Source organism: Aeromonas mytilicola subsp. aquatica, assembly GCF_044336385.1.
Lineage (GTDB): Bacteria > Pseudomonadota > Gammaproteobacteria > Enterobacterales > Aeromonadaceae > Aeromonas > Aeromonas rivipollensis.
In genome coordinates this window covers 2,324,763-2,341,908 of sequence record NZ_CP172298.1, presented here as the reverse complement: position 1 = coordinate 2,341,908, position 17,146 = coordinate 2,324,763, and the positions used below count along the sequence as shown (strand labels likewise).

Genomic DNA, 17,146 nt, shown 5'->3' with positions numbered 1-17,146 from the left:
GGGTGTTCACCTCCTAAACCAAGGGGGGCTTAGCCCCCTTTTTTATTTGGTGTCACCATGCGTTACTTATCTATCTTCCTGCTTTCACCGTCTCTCGCATACGCTGCTTGCGCCCCGGGCGTAAATTATGGCTCTCTTGATATATCCACCCCAAGCCCTGTTTGTATAGCTTATTCCGGCTCGACCCTTGGCGGCTGTTCTGCATATTGCGGAGGTGGTGGGGGTGGTACTGTTTGCGTTGAATTGCCTGCTGCTACCCCTCCAATAAAAGGCCCTTATTTCTCCGATGGAAATGAGTGCACCTTATCCGGTGGTGGTGACGGCGGTGGTGATAATGGCGGTGGTGATAATGGCGGTGGGGATAATGGCGGCGGGGATAATGGCGGCGGGGATCCGTTTATGCATCGTTCGCCTCCATTGTGGGTGTATGATGGCGGAAGTGTTAATTTGGCACATGGATTTGATGCTGTTTCGACTAATATTGAGCGCTTCAAAAATTCGTATGAGTCAACTGAATACGCAAAGCGTTATGAATTAAAATTTATTGCCAAGGATATTGCTAAGATTGCTCAAAACACGACTGGCATGAATGGCGGGGTAGGGAGTTATGGCTCCTTGTTTTTTGAAATGACTGCGCATTTAAAATCTCTAAGCGAAAAGTCGGTATTTGAACCTAACTTTTGGAATGATAAGGATATTGCGCGAACTAAACAGCTTTCTGATATGAGGCAGGACATATCTTATTTGGGTGGGGAACTTCAATACATAACTGATATTCTTAGAAGTGGCGGCGGTTCTAGTGGTGGTGGTTCGGGTGGTGGGGAGCTGGCTGCTATACAGGCAATGATGCAGTCTAATATGTCTACTATGGGTTCTATTAGTGGCAATACTAGGTCAATGGATTCCAACCTTCGCAATATGTCTGGGAAGCTGGGGTCTATAGATAGCACGCTTAGCACGATGAATAGCACAAATTCATCTCAGTTGGGAGATATGCAAGGCAGCCTTGCGGCTATCAAGGGCATGACGCAACAGGCGTTACAATCAGGCTGGGGAAATTCTGGCGGAGGGCAGGGCGGTGATGGTGGTGATGGTGATGGTGATGGTGGTGATGGTGGTGAGGGTGGTGATAAGCCTTGCACCGGGCCGCTTTGTACGTTCTCGCCTTCTGGTTCTGTGCCCGGCAATGGCCTTTCAGACGTGTTTGGTGAGGTGGCCATCGCGGGTGTTAAGCAGCAAGTCACTGATAAGCAGGTCGAGATTCAAGCCCAGATGGACGAAATCAAGGGGGTGTTTTCACCTGGAAAACTTGAGGTGTCGGGCAATTATGAAAATGATTATCACGATATTAATGGCGCTCGGGTTGACTTGAGTGGCAAATCAAATATTGAATTATTTTTCTCTTCTGGGCCTGCACAAGTTATTTGGTTCTTGGCGGTTCTAATAGCTTTTGGCATCTTGTTAGGGGGTAGGCGTGATGCGTAATATCTTGGTTCTTTGTTTGATGTTCGTTCCGGCGCTGGCTATGGCGGATGATTCCTCGTTTCTTGACTACATAGGGAATAGGCTTAATGACATTCACTATACGGTGACGGAGGAGGTGCCCGGCCTCTTCCATCGCTTCACTGCATGGGGCATTGAGTTCTATACCTTGTGTGTTATTACCGCAAAGCTTGAAATGTTGAAGTTTGCTTACCTAGTTGCAAAACAGATAACCACTGACATTAATTTGAGTGGCTATCTGCTTGCTTCTATATCCCAATTGCCGTCGGGTGTGAAATGGGCACTTGAACAGCTTAATTTTGTAAATGGGCTTAATTTAATAATTAATGCCTATGTTACTCGTTTTGTTTTGAACTTCATGGGGTGGTAAATGGCAATCGTCATTGAACACGGTCACAATGGATCTTACAAAAGTTCATCTGTTATTTGGTATCGGCTTTTGCCTGCATTAAGGCAGGGGCGTCTTGTGGTGACGAACGTGGCGGGTATGTATCCTCTGCATAAAATAGAGGAGTTCTTGGGTGAAAAATTCCCTGAGACAGCACGACTATTTAGAATGTCATCTCAAGACCCGAGGTATCAGAAACTTTGGCGGGTCTGGCATCACTGGATGCCTATTGGTGCATTTGTGTTTATTGATGAATGTCAGGATATATACGACCGTGATGTATTCAGCGGCAAGAGTGAATATGATATTCAACCCATTGAATATTACGACTCCATATTGCCCGCTGACTTTATATCGCTATATAGAGAGAGGTTAGATACATATCGCCCTGACCACTTGGAAGAGTGTGATATGGATGATACTGGCCGGGTAGTGTTTGACGGGGAGGGGAGGATTATTTATCCCACCACGCCAAAAGAGTCATTCATGCGGCATCGTCATTATAACTGGGACGTTGTTCTTGCCACTCCTGATATTACATCTATCCCTCGGCCTGTTCGGGCCTGCTGTGAAACTGCATTTGCCTATAACAGCAAGGACAGCTTTTTCCTCTCAAAACGGAAACCTCGCATTTATGAACATAACCCACTTGAAAATGGAATCCCTACGCAAAAGAGTGTCACGTTTAAAAGGCATGTGCCTGTGGCTGTACACCGTTTATATAAATCCACACAGACTGGAAACATTACCAAATCAGGACAGTCCAAAGGGCCGTTCTCGTCTCTCAAGCTGCGCGTCGTCTTGTTTGGCGTCCTTCCGTTATCTCTTTGTTGGTTTGGTTACAACCTGTATCACTTCCTTAAACCGCCCGTTGCAGTTGCTCAGACAGCTGCTGATGTGGGTGCTTCGCAAAGTGTTGTTGCGCCTGCTGGTACTGTGGGCGTGCCTGTTCCTGATGCGCCTGCTGCTGGTGCCGTTGCTGACCGGAGTGCTGAGCCTTTTCTGATGCCGTTCCGGGTGACTGAACTGTTTATGACTGGGGCTAGTGGGGCTATCTATGCGGGGCGGTTTGAGGGACTGGTGATCTTCTCTGGCGTTCGTGGCAATCAGGAACTGGCGTTTAACTCTGATGACCTGATGAACATGGGTTACAAGGTTGATTACTTGGGGGACTGCTATTCGGTGGTGACTGACCGGGATGGCCGTGCCATGACTGTGAATTGTGCGCCGAGGATCTACAACAATCAGCCAGCTATGCCTGAGAAGGCTGCCATCCCTGAGAGTGTCGTCCAGTTGGCGAGTCTGACCAACGTTGCGAGCTGATCTAATCAACAACTGCGGCGCCGGGCCGCGCGGCCCGCGGTAGCGGGCTGAGCGGACGAGGGCCAGCGGCCCGGCGCCGTTGTTGCCGATAAACAGAATTATCGGCGTCAACCAGACGCATTCCCCCCATGAGCCACACACCAAGCCACAACCGCGCATAATGTCGTTCAGCATTATGTTGAGGGTCTGCCCCCTGCCAGGCTCCTGTAAGGGGCAGGGGGACGCGACAAGGCCGCTACGTGGGCCAGCTCGCTGGCATCGTCGCAACGCCAGAGCGCCCGTAACATAATCTGTGTTATGCGCGACTGTGGATTGCTATCAAAATCTCGTCGCCGGCGCGCTACCTGGACAACTATTTGCTATCAAAAACGCACATCGAGCTCGACCAGGCATCTGCATTTTGCTATCATTACCTCAGTGGGGCGCTGTTGCCCGTCAAGGGAGTGATACCAAATGGCTAAGCCGACCATCAATTTTGATTACCGTTCAGGCGTTCTCGATGCTGCATGGGTCGAACGTCAGCTTGAGTTCTTCTGGTTCAAAGGCGATCAGCAGTTGCTGGTCTACCTGGACGAGAGAGAGCAGGACAACCTGACTGTCCCCGCTGCTGCCACCGTGGGGCAGGTTAAAACCATCATCCGCGAATACGTGAGGGGAAAGGCATGATTCTTACCCTGCGATTGACCCCGGAAGAGGATCAAGTGGTTGAGCAGCTGAAGCAGGCCACCGGGCAGAGTGCCGCCTCCAAGGCTGTGATGATGGCTGCGGGCTCGTTCGTCCAGTTAAGCCAGACCGTCGAGCGGCAGCGGGGCGAACTGGAGAGCCTGCGCCGTGAGTTCGCCGAGTATCGGCAGGTTGTCGAGCGGTACAAGGCGGCCCAGCAAGACTTCAACAACCTGTAGCAAAACACATCGCCCTGGATAAACCCGGGGCGTTTTTTTGCTATCACCTTCTCGCGCGTTCGGCCTTGGCCAGCGTCCTGCAGCTCGTCCGCCTGCTATCATTTCCGGTTATCCCCCGTTCCCCATGTGATCCACTGCTGCAAACGAGCGCACGAAGTGCAAGCGAGTATAAGGCGGCCCCCAGTTGCTCATGTTGGGGAAAGTGTTAGGCCCGCCGAAACGTCTTTAGAGTGCTTCCCCGAGGCTGTGACCCCCCTCCTTCCTGCTAAGCCGTCTTTGCGGCCCCTGCACGTTCGTCCACCTGCGGAGAGGGTGGGCCCTGCGGGCAACGGGCTAAGGGCTGCGCTCTCTGGCTACGTCAAAATTTTCACGTAAGGGCATGAACTTTGGCCCCCGAAGGGGGCCGGGTGGGGTTGGAGCAAGCCACGTACTCTAACTGTGGCTTTGACTCCGGGAGCCGGACTAGGACTCGGGCTAATTCTTGTTGTTTTTTAGTGTGTTAGCTTTGAAACGGGGTGGTAAAAACTTGAAGGGGCTATAGCTGGGGATCTTGCTTGATCTTGTCTATGAGGTCTTTAGCGGCTTCCTGCGTGTACTCGTCGATCATGTAGTTCACAACGTCCGTCCACTTAACGACCGTTCCGCTCTTCTTCGCTATATCCAGCACGGCCTTTTGAAGGATCTGCTTTCGATCCAAGGTCACGCCCATGGTTGTTCTTCTCTCTTTCATGTAACCCCCTCTGAGTGATGATCTACATCATAACTCATACGTGCATACTCTTACCCGCCGATGCTTGTATACGCTCATACGTATATGTACAATCCGAGTCCTAGATACACTTGTATACACTTACACGCCACGGAACGACCATGTACGACTTTTGGGAAATCCATATACCCTTTTCAGATAGGTGGTGCACTACCCAGCGCATAGGCGCAGGGTCCGCCGACATTGTAGGGATGGTAGACCTTGAGGAATGCGGTCGCCGTGGGCTCACGTTGGGTTCAAGACGTGTCGACTTTGCCATTGATAGAGAGGGCACCATTCATGATCTGTATCACCCCTGGGAGTCTCTCCCTTCAAGCTTCACTGACCTCGCGGTCAAGCTCCATCAGGCCCATCTCAAGCGCAGTTGGCCTTGCATTGCTCTCAAGGCATCACCGGCTAAGCTGCTGCAAGGTCACAACGTCTACGGGCCGGACAATGCTGCTGCTGGTATCCTCGAACTACTCGCAGCCTTCGCTCGAGCCCTTCCCCGAGTCGCTGAAATGCTCGACTGGGGCAATGCCCACATTCGCCGGGTAGACGTTACCAACTCTATCCAGCTTCCCGACGCTGAGACGCTTGCTAACTGCCTTTCCGCCATTGGCAATCTCTCACACCGTCACCTTCGGGCCGCCAAAGAGTCCGATTACGAAAGCACCATCTACTTCAACAAGCGCAGCCAAGATCAGCAGGATGCCGGGCGAACCAAGGTTCTTGTCGTCTACGCCAAGCACAACGAAATGCAGCACCAGCTGGAGCAGCTGAAACGGGCCAAGCGCACCGAAAAGACCAGCCGCTATGACTCGGTGATCCAGAATCTTGAGAGCCCAGAGTTGAACGCCTTCGCGGCTAACCGTCTGCGGTTCGAGGGTAGGGCGCTGACCCGGTGGTTTGAGCGCAACAAGATCCCCCGCAATGTGTGGCAGTTCCTGACGTTTGTTGGTCAGTTCGAGAGCAACCCGGACAATCAGGGCATGACGTTCTGCGAATGGGCATGGCGTGATCTCTTCTCTGACATGTTCCAGGCACTGGGGGCAACCAAGGTTTCCCTTACCCAGAACAGCCGGGTTCAAGAGCAACTGCGCAAGCATTACGGGCGCTGCAAGGTGATCAACAACCCCGATGGCTCTACTACCGAAAAATGGAGCTATGCCCGTGCGGATCGCTTGATGTTGTTCTATCGCAGTCTGGCAACGGACGGGTGGGACAAGACCAAGCGCTTGACCGCTTCCAGCACCTTCTATGATGCCGTGAACTGCTTGATGGCTATCGGCCTGACTAAGGCCCAACTTCAGAACCTGAAGAAGCGCCAGACCCTCAAGCTTTTGCACCTGATCAAGGTGGACTTCTCCGCTCAACGCCCGGCGAACTACGTTGAACCCGTGGGCACCGTGCTTGATAAGCAGGGCGACATCCTGAGCATTGGCGACAAGTTCGGGCGTGGCTTCGTCCAGTCGTTCGGCCAGTCCCGTGAACAGCTCATACAGCAGGCCGTTGGATCCTATGTGGATCTCGCCGCTGCCGAGGCGTCTTTACAGCACCTCATTGCTGGCCGTCCGCTCCGCATCAACGACAACGAGCAGCTGCACCTTGCGGTGTTTGATGATGGCTCGTTTGAGCTTATCCGTGGGGACATTTTCCAGTATCACGACGACTACAAGATCCCGCTGCCAGAGCGTCCCAACTATGGCTCTGATGAAGAGCTGATGGATGATTTTGCTGCCTATCTCGGCACCACTTCGGCTCCTGAATTTGATGCCCGGTCATATGCGGATACTGAACACCGCAAGCTCTCGATCATCCTCGATTCACTGCGTTGTCAACTGGCCGACGCCGAACAAGACCCGGACATGATCGCCAAGGCCATCCAGCTCCGTGAACGAATCTCCCACACCAAGGCCCGGTTAGACCGTCTTTGGTACTGGGCTCACAAGGCCACCGATTCCCGTGGCCGCAACATCAAGCAAGGGGAAATTCAATGTCAGGTATGAAGCAAATGGTGAACTTCGTGAACGTCCGCTTTGGACAGATGGATGAGAGCGACGGCGGCAACGTCTGGGCTCATATCCATGTCATTGAGGACGCTATCGACGTTCGTGACGGGTTCGCCGGGTGTGACCTGGGTAAGATCACCGTCGACACTTCCGATGGTAACAAGCTGGCGAAGGCCATCCATGCTGCCGTCCGCTCTGGCGAGCTGGTGCCCGGCAATGCAGAGTTTGAGTTCCAACTCTCCTTTAGCCTCAAGGGCTCTAAACCGACCGTCATTGGCTTCGTGCCGAACGGCAAGAAACTCCCCCTTGCTGAGGCCATCAAACAGGCCAGCGAAGGCGGGAAACTCCCCCAAGAATCTGAAAAACCAGCGAAATTCTGATGGCCTCTTGCCTTGTCTTAAATGGGTCGCAGTATGTGATCAGCGATATAACTCCCTGCACGGGTTATATCCTGATGACACAGACTGATTATGACAAGGTGTCAGGTCTCGCTGATTTGCTGGTTTTCGATAGCGGCCAGTTTATTCAAATATCGGGTTATTTAATCCTGTTATTTATTTCTGGCTATGTGGCCGGGCTTATAGCCCGAAAATTAAGTCGATAACTTTAAATACAGTGGAGTGTAATAAATGACTTTTTTCAAGCAGGCTAAAAAATACGGTGTTGTAGTTGTTGCTGGTTCTGTGGCTCTCAGCTCCCCCGCTGCGTTCGCGGTAGATGCAACTCTGACCGACACCATCAAAGCGGCGCTGACCTCCGGTCAGACGAACTACGCGCTGGTGACTGCTGGTGTCATCACCATGGCCGCCCTCGGGTTCGGTGTCGCCATGATTGTGGGCTGGCTGCGTAAGTGATCCTGGCTATCGCCCTTGCCTGTACAGGGGCGCTTGTGTTCGGGATGGCTTTCTTATCGGGGGTGTTCACCTCCTAAACCAAGGGGGGCTTAGCCCCCTTTTTTATTTGGTGTCACCATGCGTTACTTATCTATCTTCCTGCTTTCACCGTCTCTCGCATACGCTGCTTGCGCCCCGGGCGTAAATTATGGCTCTCTTGATATATCCACCCCAAGCCCTGTTTGTATAGCTTATTCCGGCTCGACCCTTGGCGGCTGTTCTGCATATTGCGGAGGTGGTGGGGGTGGTACTGTTTGCGTTGAATTGCCTGCTGCTACCCCTCCAATAAAAGGCCCTTATTTCTCCGATGGAAATGAGTGCACCTTATCCGGTGGTGGTGACGGCGGTGGTGATAATGGCGGTGGTGATAATGGCGGTGGGGATAATGGCGGCGGGGATAATGGCGGCGGGGATCCGTTTATGCATCGTTCGCCTCCATTGTGGGTGTATGATGGCGGAAGTGTTAATTTGGCACATGGATTTGATGCTGTTTCGACTAATATTGAGCGCTTCAAAAATTCGTATGAGTCAACTGAATACGCAAAGCGTTATGAATTAAAATTTATTGCCAAGGATATTGCTAAGATTGCTCAAAACACGACTGGCATGAATGGCGGGGTAGGGAGTTATGGCTCCTTGTTTTTTGAAATGACTGCGCATTTAAAATCTCTAAGCGAAAAGTCGGTATTTGAACCTAACTTTTGGAATGATAAGGATATTGCGCGAACTAAACAGCTTTCTGATATGAGGCAGGACATATCTTATTTGGGTGGGGAACTTCAATACATAACTGATATTCTTAGAAGTGGCGGCGGTTCTAGTGGTGGTGGTTCGGGTGGTGGGGAGCTGGCTGCTATACAGGCAATGATGCAGTCTAATATGTCTACTATGGGTTCTATTAGTGGCAATACTAGGTCAATGGATTCCAACCTTCGCAATATGTCTGGGAAGCTGGGGTCTATAGATAGCACGCTTAGCACGATGAATAGCACAAATTCATCTCAGTTGGGAGATATGCAAGGCAGCCTTGCGGCTATCAAGGGCATGACGCAACAGGCGTTACAATCAGGCTGGGGAAATTCTGGCGGAGGGCAGGGCGGTGATGGTGGTGATGGTGATGGTGATGGTGGTGATGGTGGTGAGGGTGGTGATAAGCCTTGCACCGGGCCGCTTTGTACGTTCTCGCCTTCTGGTTCTGTGCCCGGCAATGGCCTTTCAGACGTGTTTGGTGAGGTGGCCATCGCGGGTGTTAAGCAGCAAGTCACTGATAAGCAGGTCGAGATTCAAGCCCAGATGGACGAAATCAAGGGGGTGTTTTCACCTGGAAAACTTGAGGTGTCGGGCAATTATGAAAATGATTATCACGATATTAATGGCGCTCGGGTTGACTTGAGTGGCAAATCAAATATTGAATTATTTTTCTCTTCTGGGCCTGCACAAGTTATTTGGTTCTTGGCGGTTCTAATAGCTTTTGGCATCTTGTTAGGGGGTAGGCGTGATGCGTAATATCTTGGTTCTTTGTTTGATGTTCGTTCCGGCGCTGGCTATGGCGGATGATTCCTCGTTTCTTGACTACATAGGGAATAGGCTTAATGACATTCACTATACGGTGACGGAGGAGGTGCCCGGCCTCTTCCATCGCTTCACTGCATGGGGCATTGAGTTCTATACCTTGTGTGTTATTACCGCAAAGCTTGAAATGTTGAAGTTTGCTTACCTAGTTGCAAAACAGATAACCACTGACATTAATTTGAGTGGCTATCTGCTTGCTTCTATATCCCAATTGCCGTCGGGTGTGAAATGGGCACTTGAACAGCTTAATTTTGTAAATGGGCTTAATTTAATAATTAATGCCTATGTTACTCGTTTTGTTTTGAACTTCATGGGGTGGTAAATGGCAATCGTCATTGAACACGGTCACAATGGATCTTACAAAAGTTCATCTGTTATTTGGTATCGGCTTTTGCCTGCATTAAGGCAGGGGCGTCTTGTGGTGACGAACGTGGCGGGTATGTATCCTCTGCATAAAATAGAGGAGTTCTTGGGTGAAAAATTCCCTGAGACAGCACGACTATTTAGAATGTCATCTCAAGACCCGAGGTATCAGAAACTTTGGCGGGTCTGGCATCACTGGATGCCTATTGGTGCATTTGTGTTTATTGATGAATGTCAGGATATATACGACCGTGATGTATTCAGCGGCAAGAGTGAATATGATATTCAACCCATTGAATATTACGACTCCATATTGCCCGCTGACTTTATATCGCTATATAGAGAGAGGTTAGATACATATCGCCCTGACCACTTGGAAGAGTGTGATATGGATGATACTGGCCGGGTAGTGTTTGACGGGGAGGGGAGGATTATTTATCCCACCACGCCAAAAGAGTCATTCATGCGGCATCGTCATTATAACTGGGACGTTGTTCTTGCCACTCCTGATATTACATCTATCCCTCGGCCTGTTCGGGCCTGCTGTGAAACTGCATTTGCCTATAACAGCAAGGACAGCTTTTTCCTCTCAAAACGGAAACCTCGCATTTATGAACATAACCCACTTGAAAATGGAATCCCTACGCAAAAGAGTGTCACGTTTAAAAGGCATGTGCCTGTGGCTGTACACCGTTTATATAAATCCACACAGACTGGAAACATTACCAAATCAGGACAGTCCAAAGGGCCGTTCTCGTCTCTCAAGCTGCGCGTCGTCTTGTTTGGCGTCCTTCCGTTATCTCTTTGTTGGTTTGGTTACAACCTGTATCACTTCCTTAAACCGCCCGTTGCAGTTGCTCAGACAGCTGCTGATGTGGGTGCTTCGCAAAGTGTTGTTGCGCCTGCTGGTACTGTGGGCGTGCCTGTTCCTGATGCGCCTGCTGCTGGTGCCGTTGCTGACCGGAGTGCTGAGCCTTTTCTGATGCCGTTCCGGGTGACTGAACTGTTTATGACTGGGGCTAGTGGGGCTATCTATGCGGGGCGGTTTGAGGGACTGGTGATCTTCTCTGGCGTTCGTGGCAATCAGGAACTGGCGTTTAACTCTGATGACCTGATGAACATGGGTTACAAGGTTGATTACTTGGGGGACTGCTATTCGGTGGTGACTGACCGGGATGGCCGTGCCATGACTGTGAATTGTGCGCCGAGGATCTACAACAATCAGCCAGCTATGCCTGAGAAGGCTGCCATCCCTGAGAGTGTCGTCCAGTTGGCGAGTCTGACCAACGTTGCGAGCTGATCTAATCAACAACTGCGGCGCCGGGCCGCGCGGCCCGCGGTAGCGGGCTGAGCGGACGAGGGCCAGCGGCCCGGCGCCGTTGTTGCCGATAAACAGAATTATCGGCGTCAACCAGACGCATTCCCCCCATGAGCCACACACCAAGCCACAACCGCGCATAATGTATATTATGTTAAATCATGACCACCTGTTATCTACTACACACAAGGTCAGTACGCATATCATAAAAATCTAAAAAATCAGATGCTTTCTTGAAATCGTCAACTTTTTCGCTGTAGCGTTTGATTAGCGTAATGTCTATACACTAAAATGTACACAGCTAAGGACTCTCTACCATGGAGTGCGTACATGTATAAGGTTATGAGGATCGATGATAAGAAGGCGTGCCTCTTCGACAGCGAGATAATGCAACCCACTTTCTTGTCACTAAAGCTTTGCATTGAACAGCTTCACCAGCGGTCAGTTAACTACCAGATCAGCACACTGACAAACATCATGTACTTCCATGCATATTGGTTTGCTAAGTTCGGTTGTACGCTGGACTATTCAATGTATAAGGGAGAGTTTTCTGGTTTGGTGATAACGAAAATAATCTCAGAACTAGATGGTTTCTGGCTATACCTTGGCAATTCCAGAATTTATGCGAGTAACGTTGCAGCCCTGCCCCTAAACGGCCAAAAAGATTTATTTCAATCGATTCAAACTCAAGTGTTAAGGTATCAGACTGTTTGCCGCTTCATCTCATGGCTCATTGACTCGTACATCACGCCGCATTTTATCACCGAATGTATTGACGATATTCATTCTCATAAAAAAGCACTGCATTCTTACTTGAATGCTGAAGCGAAAAAATACTCAAAATACCATTCTAACCAGCAAAAAAGTACAAACGTATATAAAAGCTTAACTCAAGAGCAACTCAGGGATTTTGCATCGCTATTCGCCCTCCCATCAAGAATTGAAAAGGATAGGGACGGAAGAGTCACTCCATCTACATATGTTGGTTTCAGAAATATAATTCTTGTTAAGCTATTAGTTCAGTATGGGCTACGGATTGGTGAGGCCCTACTTCTACGTGAGACATCATTCAAGCCAAACAAAGCTGAAACCTCATTTTATATGCTTGTTGCCAATCTGGATGACGGCACTGATCCACGAAAAACAAAACCTTTAATAAAAACCAAGCAAAGTACAAGAGAATTAAAAATATCTCAAAAGGATTACTACAATATACAATCTCTCATGGCACAAGTGAGATTAAGAACAACACATAACTTTCTTTTCACCTCATCAATAGGAGAGTGCCCTCCCCTATCCTATAAAGCCGCTTACAAAATAATTAATGATGCTAGCGATGCTATGAAAGAAAAATTTCCAGAACATTTCAACTCTATTTATGCAGAGTTTTTGGAGAATGTGCACCCTCACATGCTTAGGCATACCTGGGCCTATTTGAAGTTAAAGGAGTTGTATCACAAACATGAGGTTATATTTATTAATGCTGGCGCGGCAAATGCGAAAGGAATAATGAGCGCTGCAAAAGATAGTTTGCGCGAACTAGGTGGTTGGTCGGAAAACTCGATGATGCCAAGTTATTATGCTAAGCGATTCATTGCCGAGAAAGCAAATGAAATCAATATGAAGATGTTTAGTGACAGTTCATATTTAGCTCTCGAAAAAATTGAGTTCACAGCGATTTAAGGTACTATGATGACCACTGAACACATCCCACAATTTAGTGACAGCCTGACTCTCTCTTCTGAACAAATAATATTTATAGAGAAATTAAAACTTCCTTCACAGGTAACAATTCAAACCGATTCCAGGTTCGATTCGGTAACAGCAAAAACAGATGATGATTTATGGCGATTTGTTATTGGCGGGGAGAAGACTGTACTTAACTTCACTACTGTCAGTCATACCTCAATGAGGAAACTTGCCAAATTTTGCTGCGTCTCGTTTATCAATGGTGGCAGTCCCTTTCGCGGATCTCGTTGGCATCAATTGAAAGAAGCTTTTGACTTCAAAGATTTTTCCTATGATGGATTTAAGGCCGAACTGAGTTCAAGTAGAATATTAGAAACTCCAGAAAAATATACCGCCATAAAAGCTCTGTTGAGACTTTTGTGCCAACTAAATTTCCCTAGATTTTCTATAGAGAATTTAGATGATTTCATTCTTATTCCAACACCAAACACAGTAAATCCATTCCTTAAATATCAAGACCTAGAGAATGCATTCCCCTCCCCTCTAAAAGGATTAATTGCTCGTTCAATTCTTTCTGCTAGTGAAAAAAAAGAATCGCTTTCTGATGATAAACTTATAAAATTCACATTATTTGGTTTGTCATACTACACCGGCATGCGTCCCATCCAGTTTTCAAAGATATCGGCAGGCGATTTTCAAAAGGATACAAGCAGTCAGGCCTCAGGCCTATATCGCTATAGTTTGAACATGCCATATGGAAAACAAACTAAAATTACTAACGATAAAGTTAAAATAGCTTTACCAGCAGAGATTGGCATGCTGGTTGATGAATACATCAAAAGAAATAATTTAAGCTTGAAAGATCGATTTATACTAGTGGATGAATATATTGTTAATTACTTAAATGATGTTTTGCAACATATGCTATTTGCAATTCAACCAAAAGCTGTTCAAGAAAATATTGCAAATGGAAACATTTTTTTACCTCGATTGACTACATATGATTTTCGACATAATGTCGGTCATTCATTAGCTCTTGCAGGAGCAAGTGCTGATGAGATTGCATATATGATGGGCCATAGTTCATTAGTAGCTGCGGCATTCTATATTTCAGCTACCCCTGAACTGGCGATGCTGAAAAGCAAAGCGCTTGGTGATAATCCAGTATGGCAGAACATGCTTAATCTATTGCTCACGGGTTATGCTGCCGAGGAGGCTACCTGGATCAAACGAACGGTATCTGGCACTCTAGGAGGTCAACTTCATATTAAAATTGGAGGGTGCGAAAGACCGGATGAAAAATGTACTCTCGCGAAGGTTCGCTCCTGTTACGGTTGCTTTTATTTCAGACCTTTCACCAATTTAAATAAACATTACTCTGTCCTTCACTGTATAAATAAGGAGCTTGCGGACACCTTAGAAGTCAGCGAAAAGTCGGGTAACATTCGAAATCCTGCTTTGGATGTTCTTGCTAATCTGAAAGGAGAAATACAGATGATCATTAACCGCATTGAAGGAGGGTTTAATTAATGAGAGATAAACTTGAAAATTTAAAACTATTCATTGCGGAACACAAGGCATACTTCAATGAAAATATCAAACCAGATGTTAATTTTAGCTGGGAAGATGATAGTTGGCACCCAGACGCTGAGCAAAAAGGAGTTTTCTCTGGAAGAAGTTCAGGTCATCTTGAATTTAAAAACATTAAAAAGCTAAAAAAAGGAATATACCTAGATGGAGACAAACAGATAGATTTAGACCATGAGGTAAACGGTGAGTATCGTGATTTCATGAAGTCGTTCATCGTATTACTTATTAAATTAAGCAACCAAAAAATATCATTATCTGCCTTGAATCGTGACGCATTACTGCTAAAACGGATTTATATTCGCATGCTGATTAACGGTGAACAAATTCCAAAGATTCAGACGATCAGCAATGAGATTATTTCACAGACAATGCTGGCACACTGTTCAGTCATGGGGAATCTGAGTAATATCGCTGATAGCCAAACTGCGATGCGGAAGCTTTGCGAATATATAAATATACTTGGTATCACATTCAATCCAGTTATGTTTAGTGTTACCCAAAAACGCCCTTCCTCTAAATCCACCAAGGCCGCAGAACAAGCCAAAATAAAAGCTTTCCATAACGCAGAATTTGCTGAAGAAACTGATGATGATGAAAGTAAAAAGCTTATCACTATACAAGTTTTTTTAAATATAGCGGCTGTTCGCAGTATGGTGACGTCAGATGGTGAAAAAATATTGCTCAATATGCTGATGCTACTGATGGTCACGGGGTTTAGATTTGGAGAATTAGAGAGGCTTAAAGTTGATGCGTTGAAGAAGCTTGAAGTTGAAGATTCTGAAGTGGTAACTCTACTCAAAAAAAAGGGGCTGAAACATTACTATCTGGGTATTGTCTATGTAGGTGAAAAGAAGGCTGGACACAGAACGCATTGGGTTGAACCATTAGCTATAGATTTAGTCGAAACAATTTTCGAGGACACGCTAAGCCTTACAAAGGCTATAAGAAACCATATAGTCCACTGTCGGAATAATAATTTTAACTCACTATTACCACTCGAGCTATATGGTAAAGATGAAATTTCATTGAATGAAATAGTTTCTTATATTTCAGAATCATCATCAAAGACTGCACAAATTAGAGGGATGTCTTCGCAAAGAGATTATGCCAAAAAGACACTGTCTCAATCAGGCATTGAGCCTTCACGAATTGAAGTGATAAGTGGTCGACAAAAAAACTTTTATTACTCTTCCGAAAGCATTGAGATTTTCTTGAAGAAAAAAATCACTTCCAACAAAGAACTTAATACAAAGTTCATCTATAACTTCATAGATTCAAAAACAGGCGCACAGGTTTCTTATAATATTGAAGATATGCTATTCATTGTATCTGAAGGTTCTGCCTCTTTAGCAAGATCATCAGTAACTAAGCCTTTGCCAGTCAGGGTATCTATGTCCGACATGTTGAAGTTTGTCGGTTCAAACAATGGTCAAGGCGGCGTTTCACTATTCAGTAAATATAATTTGATTGATGAGAATGGCAATTTTCCCGAACTAACAACACACATGCCTCGTCATACCATAAATACATTTTTGGCTATTGCTGGAATAACCGATCACTTGCAAGCAGTCATGATGGGTCGCGTCGATATTAGTCAGAATGCTGCATATCAGCATCTAGCAATTGAACAAAGAGCATTAGCAAGTGAAGTGATCTCTTCTGGCACACAGTTAGCTCTATTTGCTGATGAACCTAAACAAGACTGTTTACCTGTATCAAATGCCTTAGATTTGATTAAAACAACAACTGAAATTTCAATTAACCACAAATTGAATATTGGCAATGCCATAGCACAAAACACTCACTCATTTACCACTAAAGAAGATAAAATATCATTCCTTGATGATGTATTTGAATCCTGCTCATTAGATTTAATGGCCGGTCTTGGTGAGGTATGGAGCCTGGAAGAATCAAAATCAGAAAAAAGATCGTTACTAAATAGGCATGCAGATTTGCATCCTCTGGACTTTGGGAGTTGCATGCGGAAGCTACAGGCATGGTCATGTCCGTATTCGATGAAATGCCAAGATGGTTCCACATGCCCTTATTTTACAGTTATAGGAAGAGCAGACGATAGAGTAAAATTAGAGCAAAAAGTGTTATTGCTTCAACAGCAAATCCATGAACTTGATAATTTATTTATGTCAGGAGTATTAACTCAGGATGAATATGATGAAATAATAAACGATTTTTCTTATCGTTCTGAAAATTTAAAACGAATTAAGAAAGACTCTATAAATATTGAGTCCACCAAGATGACCATAAGATTGATTGACTTTGATGTTGATAAAAAACCAAAAACTTTAGCTACAATCTTTGCTGTCGAGCAGAAGAAACTGGAGAATGTCAATAATGCATAAAAAATTGTCAGGTGAAGCTCTTAATGAGGCAATTGAATCTGAATTACGTGCGATGGTACGCGAGGGGTATCATGTATCACCTATTTCTAATAAGGCTCTACACTTAAGATTAAAAGCAAAAGGTGTCATCACTGGGGCTATAAGCACACTAACAAGTCGAAAAAGCATTATTGAACATTATAAAAAAATGCAACTTGATGAGATAGGAGGCACATTTGGTAAAAGTGCTCGCTCTGGAGCGACAAAAAGCAGAGCGGAATTAATAAAATCTAATGCTTCACTTAGAATTCAAGTTGAAGAGGCAAAGAACATGGTTACTCAGAATACAAATGTGCTTATAGATATTGTTCAAGCAATAAAAGCTGAGGGTATTCATAAAAACATTGAACGATTCTTGAGCCCTTTCTTAATCAGGGAATTACAAAATCATGAGAAAAATAGACATTAATTTTTTTAAGATGCTCATCCAAGTTATCAAGATTACT

At 46.3% G+C, this 17,146-nt stretch carries 16 protein-coding genes; 15 read left to right on the top strand and 1 reads right to left on the bottom strand.

From position 1 onward, the window contains the following. The first annotated feature begins 57 nt into the window (after positions 1–57). From ACFWHB_RS10790 to ACFWHB_RS10770, 5 genes are all read left to right on the top strand, one after another. On the top strand, positions 58–1,485 hold the full coding sequence (locus ACFWHB_RS10790; protein WP_395950158.1) for a hypothetical protein: 1,428 nt from the start codon (positions 58–60) through the stop codon (positions 1,483–1,485). Continuing rightward, positions 1,478–1,873 carry a DUF2523 family protein gene (locus tag ACFWHB_RS10785; protein WP_395950157.1) on the top strand — a complete coding sequence of 132 codons (396 nt, stop codon included), beginning with the start codon at positions 1,478–1,480 and terminating at the stop codon, positions 1,871–1,873. The genes ACFWHB_RS10790 and ACFWHB_RS10785 overlap by 8 nt, the downstream gene beginning before the upstream one ends. Next, complete coding sequence (locus tag ACFWHB_RS10780) at positions 1,874–3,214, top strand: zonular occludens toxin domain-containing protein (protein ID WP_395950156.1); 1,341 nt, start codon at positions 1,874–1,876, stop codon at positions 3,212–3,214. Between the two features lie 453 nt (positions 3,215–3,667). Next, a complete protein-coding gene (locus ACFWHB_RS10775; protein ID WP_395948356.1) occupies positions 3,668–3,880 on the top strand; it encodes a hypothetical protein in 213 nt (70 codons plus the stop codon). Then, entirely contained in the window at positions 3,877–4,116 is a 240-nt protein-coding gene (locus tag ACFWHB_RS10770) for a hypothetical protein (protein ID WP_395948355.1), read from the top strand. Before ACFWHB_RS10775 ends, ACFWHB_RS10770 begins: the two co-directional genes overlap by 4 nt. Positions 4,117–4,651: 535 nt before the next feature. On the opposite strand, the gene ACFWHB_RS10765 is transcribed toward ACFWHB_RS10770, so the two are convergent. Next, the gene (locus ACFWHB_RS10765) at positions 4,652–4,846 is read right to left on the bottom strand and encodes a hypothetical protein (RefSeq protein ID WP_268436239.1); all 195 of its coding nucleotides are present in this window, start codon (positions 4,844–4,846) and stop codon (positions 4,652–4,654) included. Positions 4,847–4,986: 140 nt separating this feature from the next. Between ACFWHB_RS10765 and ACFWHB_RS10760 the strand changes: the two genes are divergently transcribed. The 10 genes from ACFWHB_RS10760 (at position 4,987) to ACFWHB_RS10715 (ending at position 17,109) form a co-directional block, all read left to right on the top strand. Next, on the top strand, positions 4,987–6,873 hold the full coding sequence (locus ACFWHB_RS10760; RefSeq protein WP_395948354.1) for a phage/plasmid replication protein, II/X family: 1,887 nt from the start codon (positions 4,987–4,989) through the stop codon (positions 6,871–6,873). Next, entirely contained in the window at positions 6,861–7,256 is a 396-nt protein-coding gene (locus ACFWHB_RS10755; RefSeq protein WP_395948353.1) for a hypothetical protein, read from the top strand. The genes ACFWHB_RS10760 and ACFWHB_RS10755 overlap by 13 nt, the downstream gene beginning before the upstream one ends. A gap of 249 nt (positions 7,257–7,505) precedes the next feature. Then, complete coding sequence (locus ACFWHB_RS10750) at positions 7,506–7,730, top strand: hypothetical protein (RefSeq protein ID WP_395948352.1); 225 nt, start codon at positions 7,506–7,508, stop codon at positions 7,728–7,730. 117 nt (positions 7,731–7,847) lie between these two features. Beyond that, a complete protein-coding gene (locus tag ACFWHB_RS10745; protein WP_395950158.1) occupies positions 7,848–9,275 on the top strand; it encodes a hypothetical protein in 1,428 nt (475 codons plus the stop codon). Continuing rightward, on the top strand, positions 9,268–9,663 hold the full coding sequence (locus ACFWHB_RS10740) for a DUF2523 family protein (protein ID WP_395950157.1): 396 nt from the start codon (positions 9,268–9,270) through the stop codon (positions 9,661–9,663). The genes ACFWHB_RS10745 and ACFWHB_RS10740 overlap by 8 nt, the downstream gene beginning before the upstream one ends. Further along, positions 9,664–11,004 (top strand): zonular occludens toxin domain-containing protein, encoded by a 1,341-nt coding sequence (locus ACFWHB_RS10735; RefSeq protein ID WP_395950156.1) that lies wholly within the window; start codon positions 9,664–9,666, stop codon positions 11,002–11,004. 348 nt (positions 11,005–11,352) lie between these two features. Then, on the top strand, positions 11,353–12,705 hold the full coding sequence (locus ACFWHB_RS10730; RefSeq protein WP_395950155.1) for a hypothetical protein: 1,353 nt from the start codon (positions 11,353–11,355) through the stop codon (positions 12,703–12,705). Between the two features lie 9 nt (positions 12,706–12,714). Further along, the gene (locus tag ACFWHB_RS10725; RefSeq protein ID WP_395950154.1) at positions 12,715–14,241 is read left to right on the top strand and encodes a site-specific integrase; all 1,527 of its coding nucleotides are present in this window, start codon (positions 12,715–12,717) and stop codon (positions 14,239–14,241) included. Next, a complete protein-coding gene (locus tag ACFWHB_RS10720; protein ID WP_395950153.1) occupies positions 14,241–16,661 on the top strand; it encodes a hypothetical protein in 2,421 nt (806 codons plus the stop codon). The genes ACFWHB_RS10725 and ACFWHB_RS10720 overlap by 1 nt, the downstream gene beginning before the upstream one ends. After that, positions 16,654–17,109: a hypothetical protein gene (locus tag ACFWHB_RS10715; protein WP_395950152.1), complete on the top strand. Its 456-nt coding sequence runs from the start codon at positions 16,654–16,656 to the stop codon at positions 17,107–17,109. The genes ACFWHB_RS10720 and ACFWHB_RS10715 overlap by 8 nt, the downstream gene beginning before the upstream one ends. The last annotated feature ends 37 nt before the right edge of the window (positions 17,110–17,146 follow it).

What these genes read in the sequence shown, in the direction of transcription:
- ACFWHB_RS10790 (WP_395950158.1), top strand. Translation starts at nt 58, where the DNA reads ATGCGTTACTTATCTATCTTCCTGCTTTCACCGTCTCTCGCATACGCT.
- ACFWHB_RS10785 (WP_395950157.1), top strand. Translation starts at nt 1,478, where the DNA reads ATGCGTAATATCTTGGTTCTTTGTTTGATGTTCGTTCCGGCGCTGGCT.
- ACFWHB_RS10780 (WP_395950156.1), top strand. Translation starts at nt 1,874, where the DNA reads ATGGCAATCGTCATTGAACACGGTCACAATGGATCTTACAAAAGTTCA.
- ACFWHB_RS10775 (WP_395948356.1), top strand. Translation starts at nt 3,668, where the DNA reads ATGGCTAAGCCGACCATCAATTTTGATTACCGTTCAGGCGTTCTCGAT.
- ACFWHB_RS10770 (WP_395948355.1), top strand. Translation starts at nt 3,877, where the DNA reads ATGATTCTTACCCTGCGATTGACCCCGGAAGAGGATCAAGTGGTTGAG.
- ACFWHB_RS10765 (WP_268436239.1), bottom strand. Translation starts at nt 4,846, where the DNA reads ATGAAAGAGAGAAGAACAACCATGGGCGTGACCTTGGATCGAAAGCAG.
- ACFWHB_RS10760 (WP_395948354.1), top strand. Translation starts at nt 4,987, where the DNA reads ATGTACGACTTTTGGGAAATCCATATACCCTTTTCAGATAGGTGGTGC.
- ACFWHB_RS10755 (WP_395948353.1), top strand. Translation starts at nt 6,861, where the DNA reads ATGTCAGGTATGAAGCAAATGGTGAACTTCGTGAACGTCCGCTTTGGA.
- ACFWHB_RS10750 (WP_395948352.1), top strand. Translation starts at nt 7,506, where the DNA reads ATGACTTTTTTCAAGCAGGCTAAAAAATACGGTGTTGTAGTTGTTGCT.
- ACFWHB_RS10745 (WP_395950158.1), top strand. Translation starts at nt 7,848, where the DNA reads ATGCGTTACTTATCTATCTTCCTGCTTTCACCGTCTCTCGCATACGCT.
- ACFWHB_RS10740 (WP_395950157.1), top strand. Translation starts at nt 9,268, where the DNA reads ATGCGTAATATCTTGGTTCTTTGTTTGATGTTCGTTCCGGCGCTGGCT.
- ACFWHB_RS10735 (WP_395950156.1), top strand. Translation starts at nt 9,664, where the DNA reads ATGGCAATCGTCATTGAACACGGTCACAATGGATCTTACAAAAGTTCA.
- ACFWHB_RS10730 (WP_395950155.1), top strand. Translation starts at nt 11,353, where the DNA reads ATGTATAAGGTTATGAGGATCGATGATAAGAAGGCGTGCCTCTTCGAC.
- ACFWHB_RS10725 (WP_395950154.1), top strand. Translation starts at nt 12,715, where the DNA reads ATGACCACTGAACACATCCCACAATTTAGTGACAGCCTGACTCTCTCT.
- ACFWHB_RS10720 (WP_395950153.1), top strand. Translation starts at nt 14,241, where the DNA reads ATGAGAGATAAACTTGAAAATTTAAAACTATTCATTGCGGAACACAAG.
- ACFWHB_RS10715 (WP_395950152.1), top strand. Translation starts at nt 16,654, where the DNA reads ATGCATAAAAAATTGTCAGGTGAAGCTCTTAATGAGGCAATTGAATCT.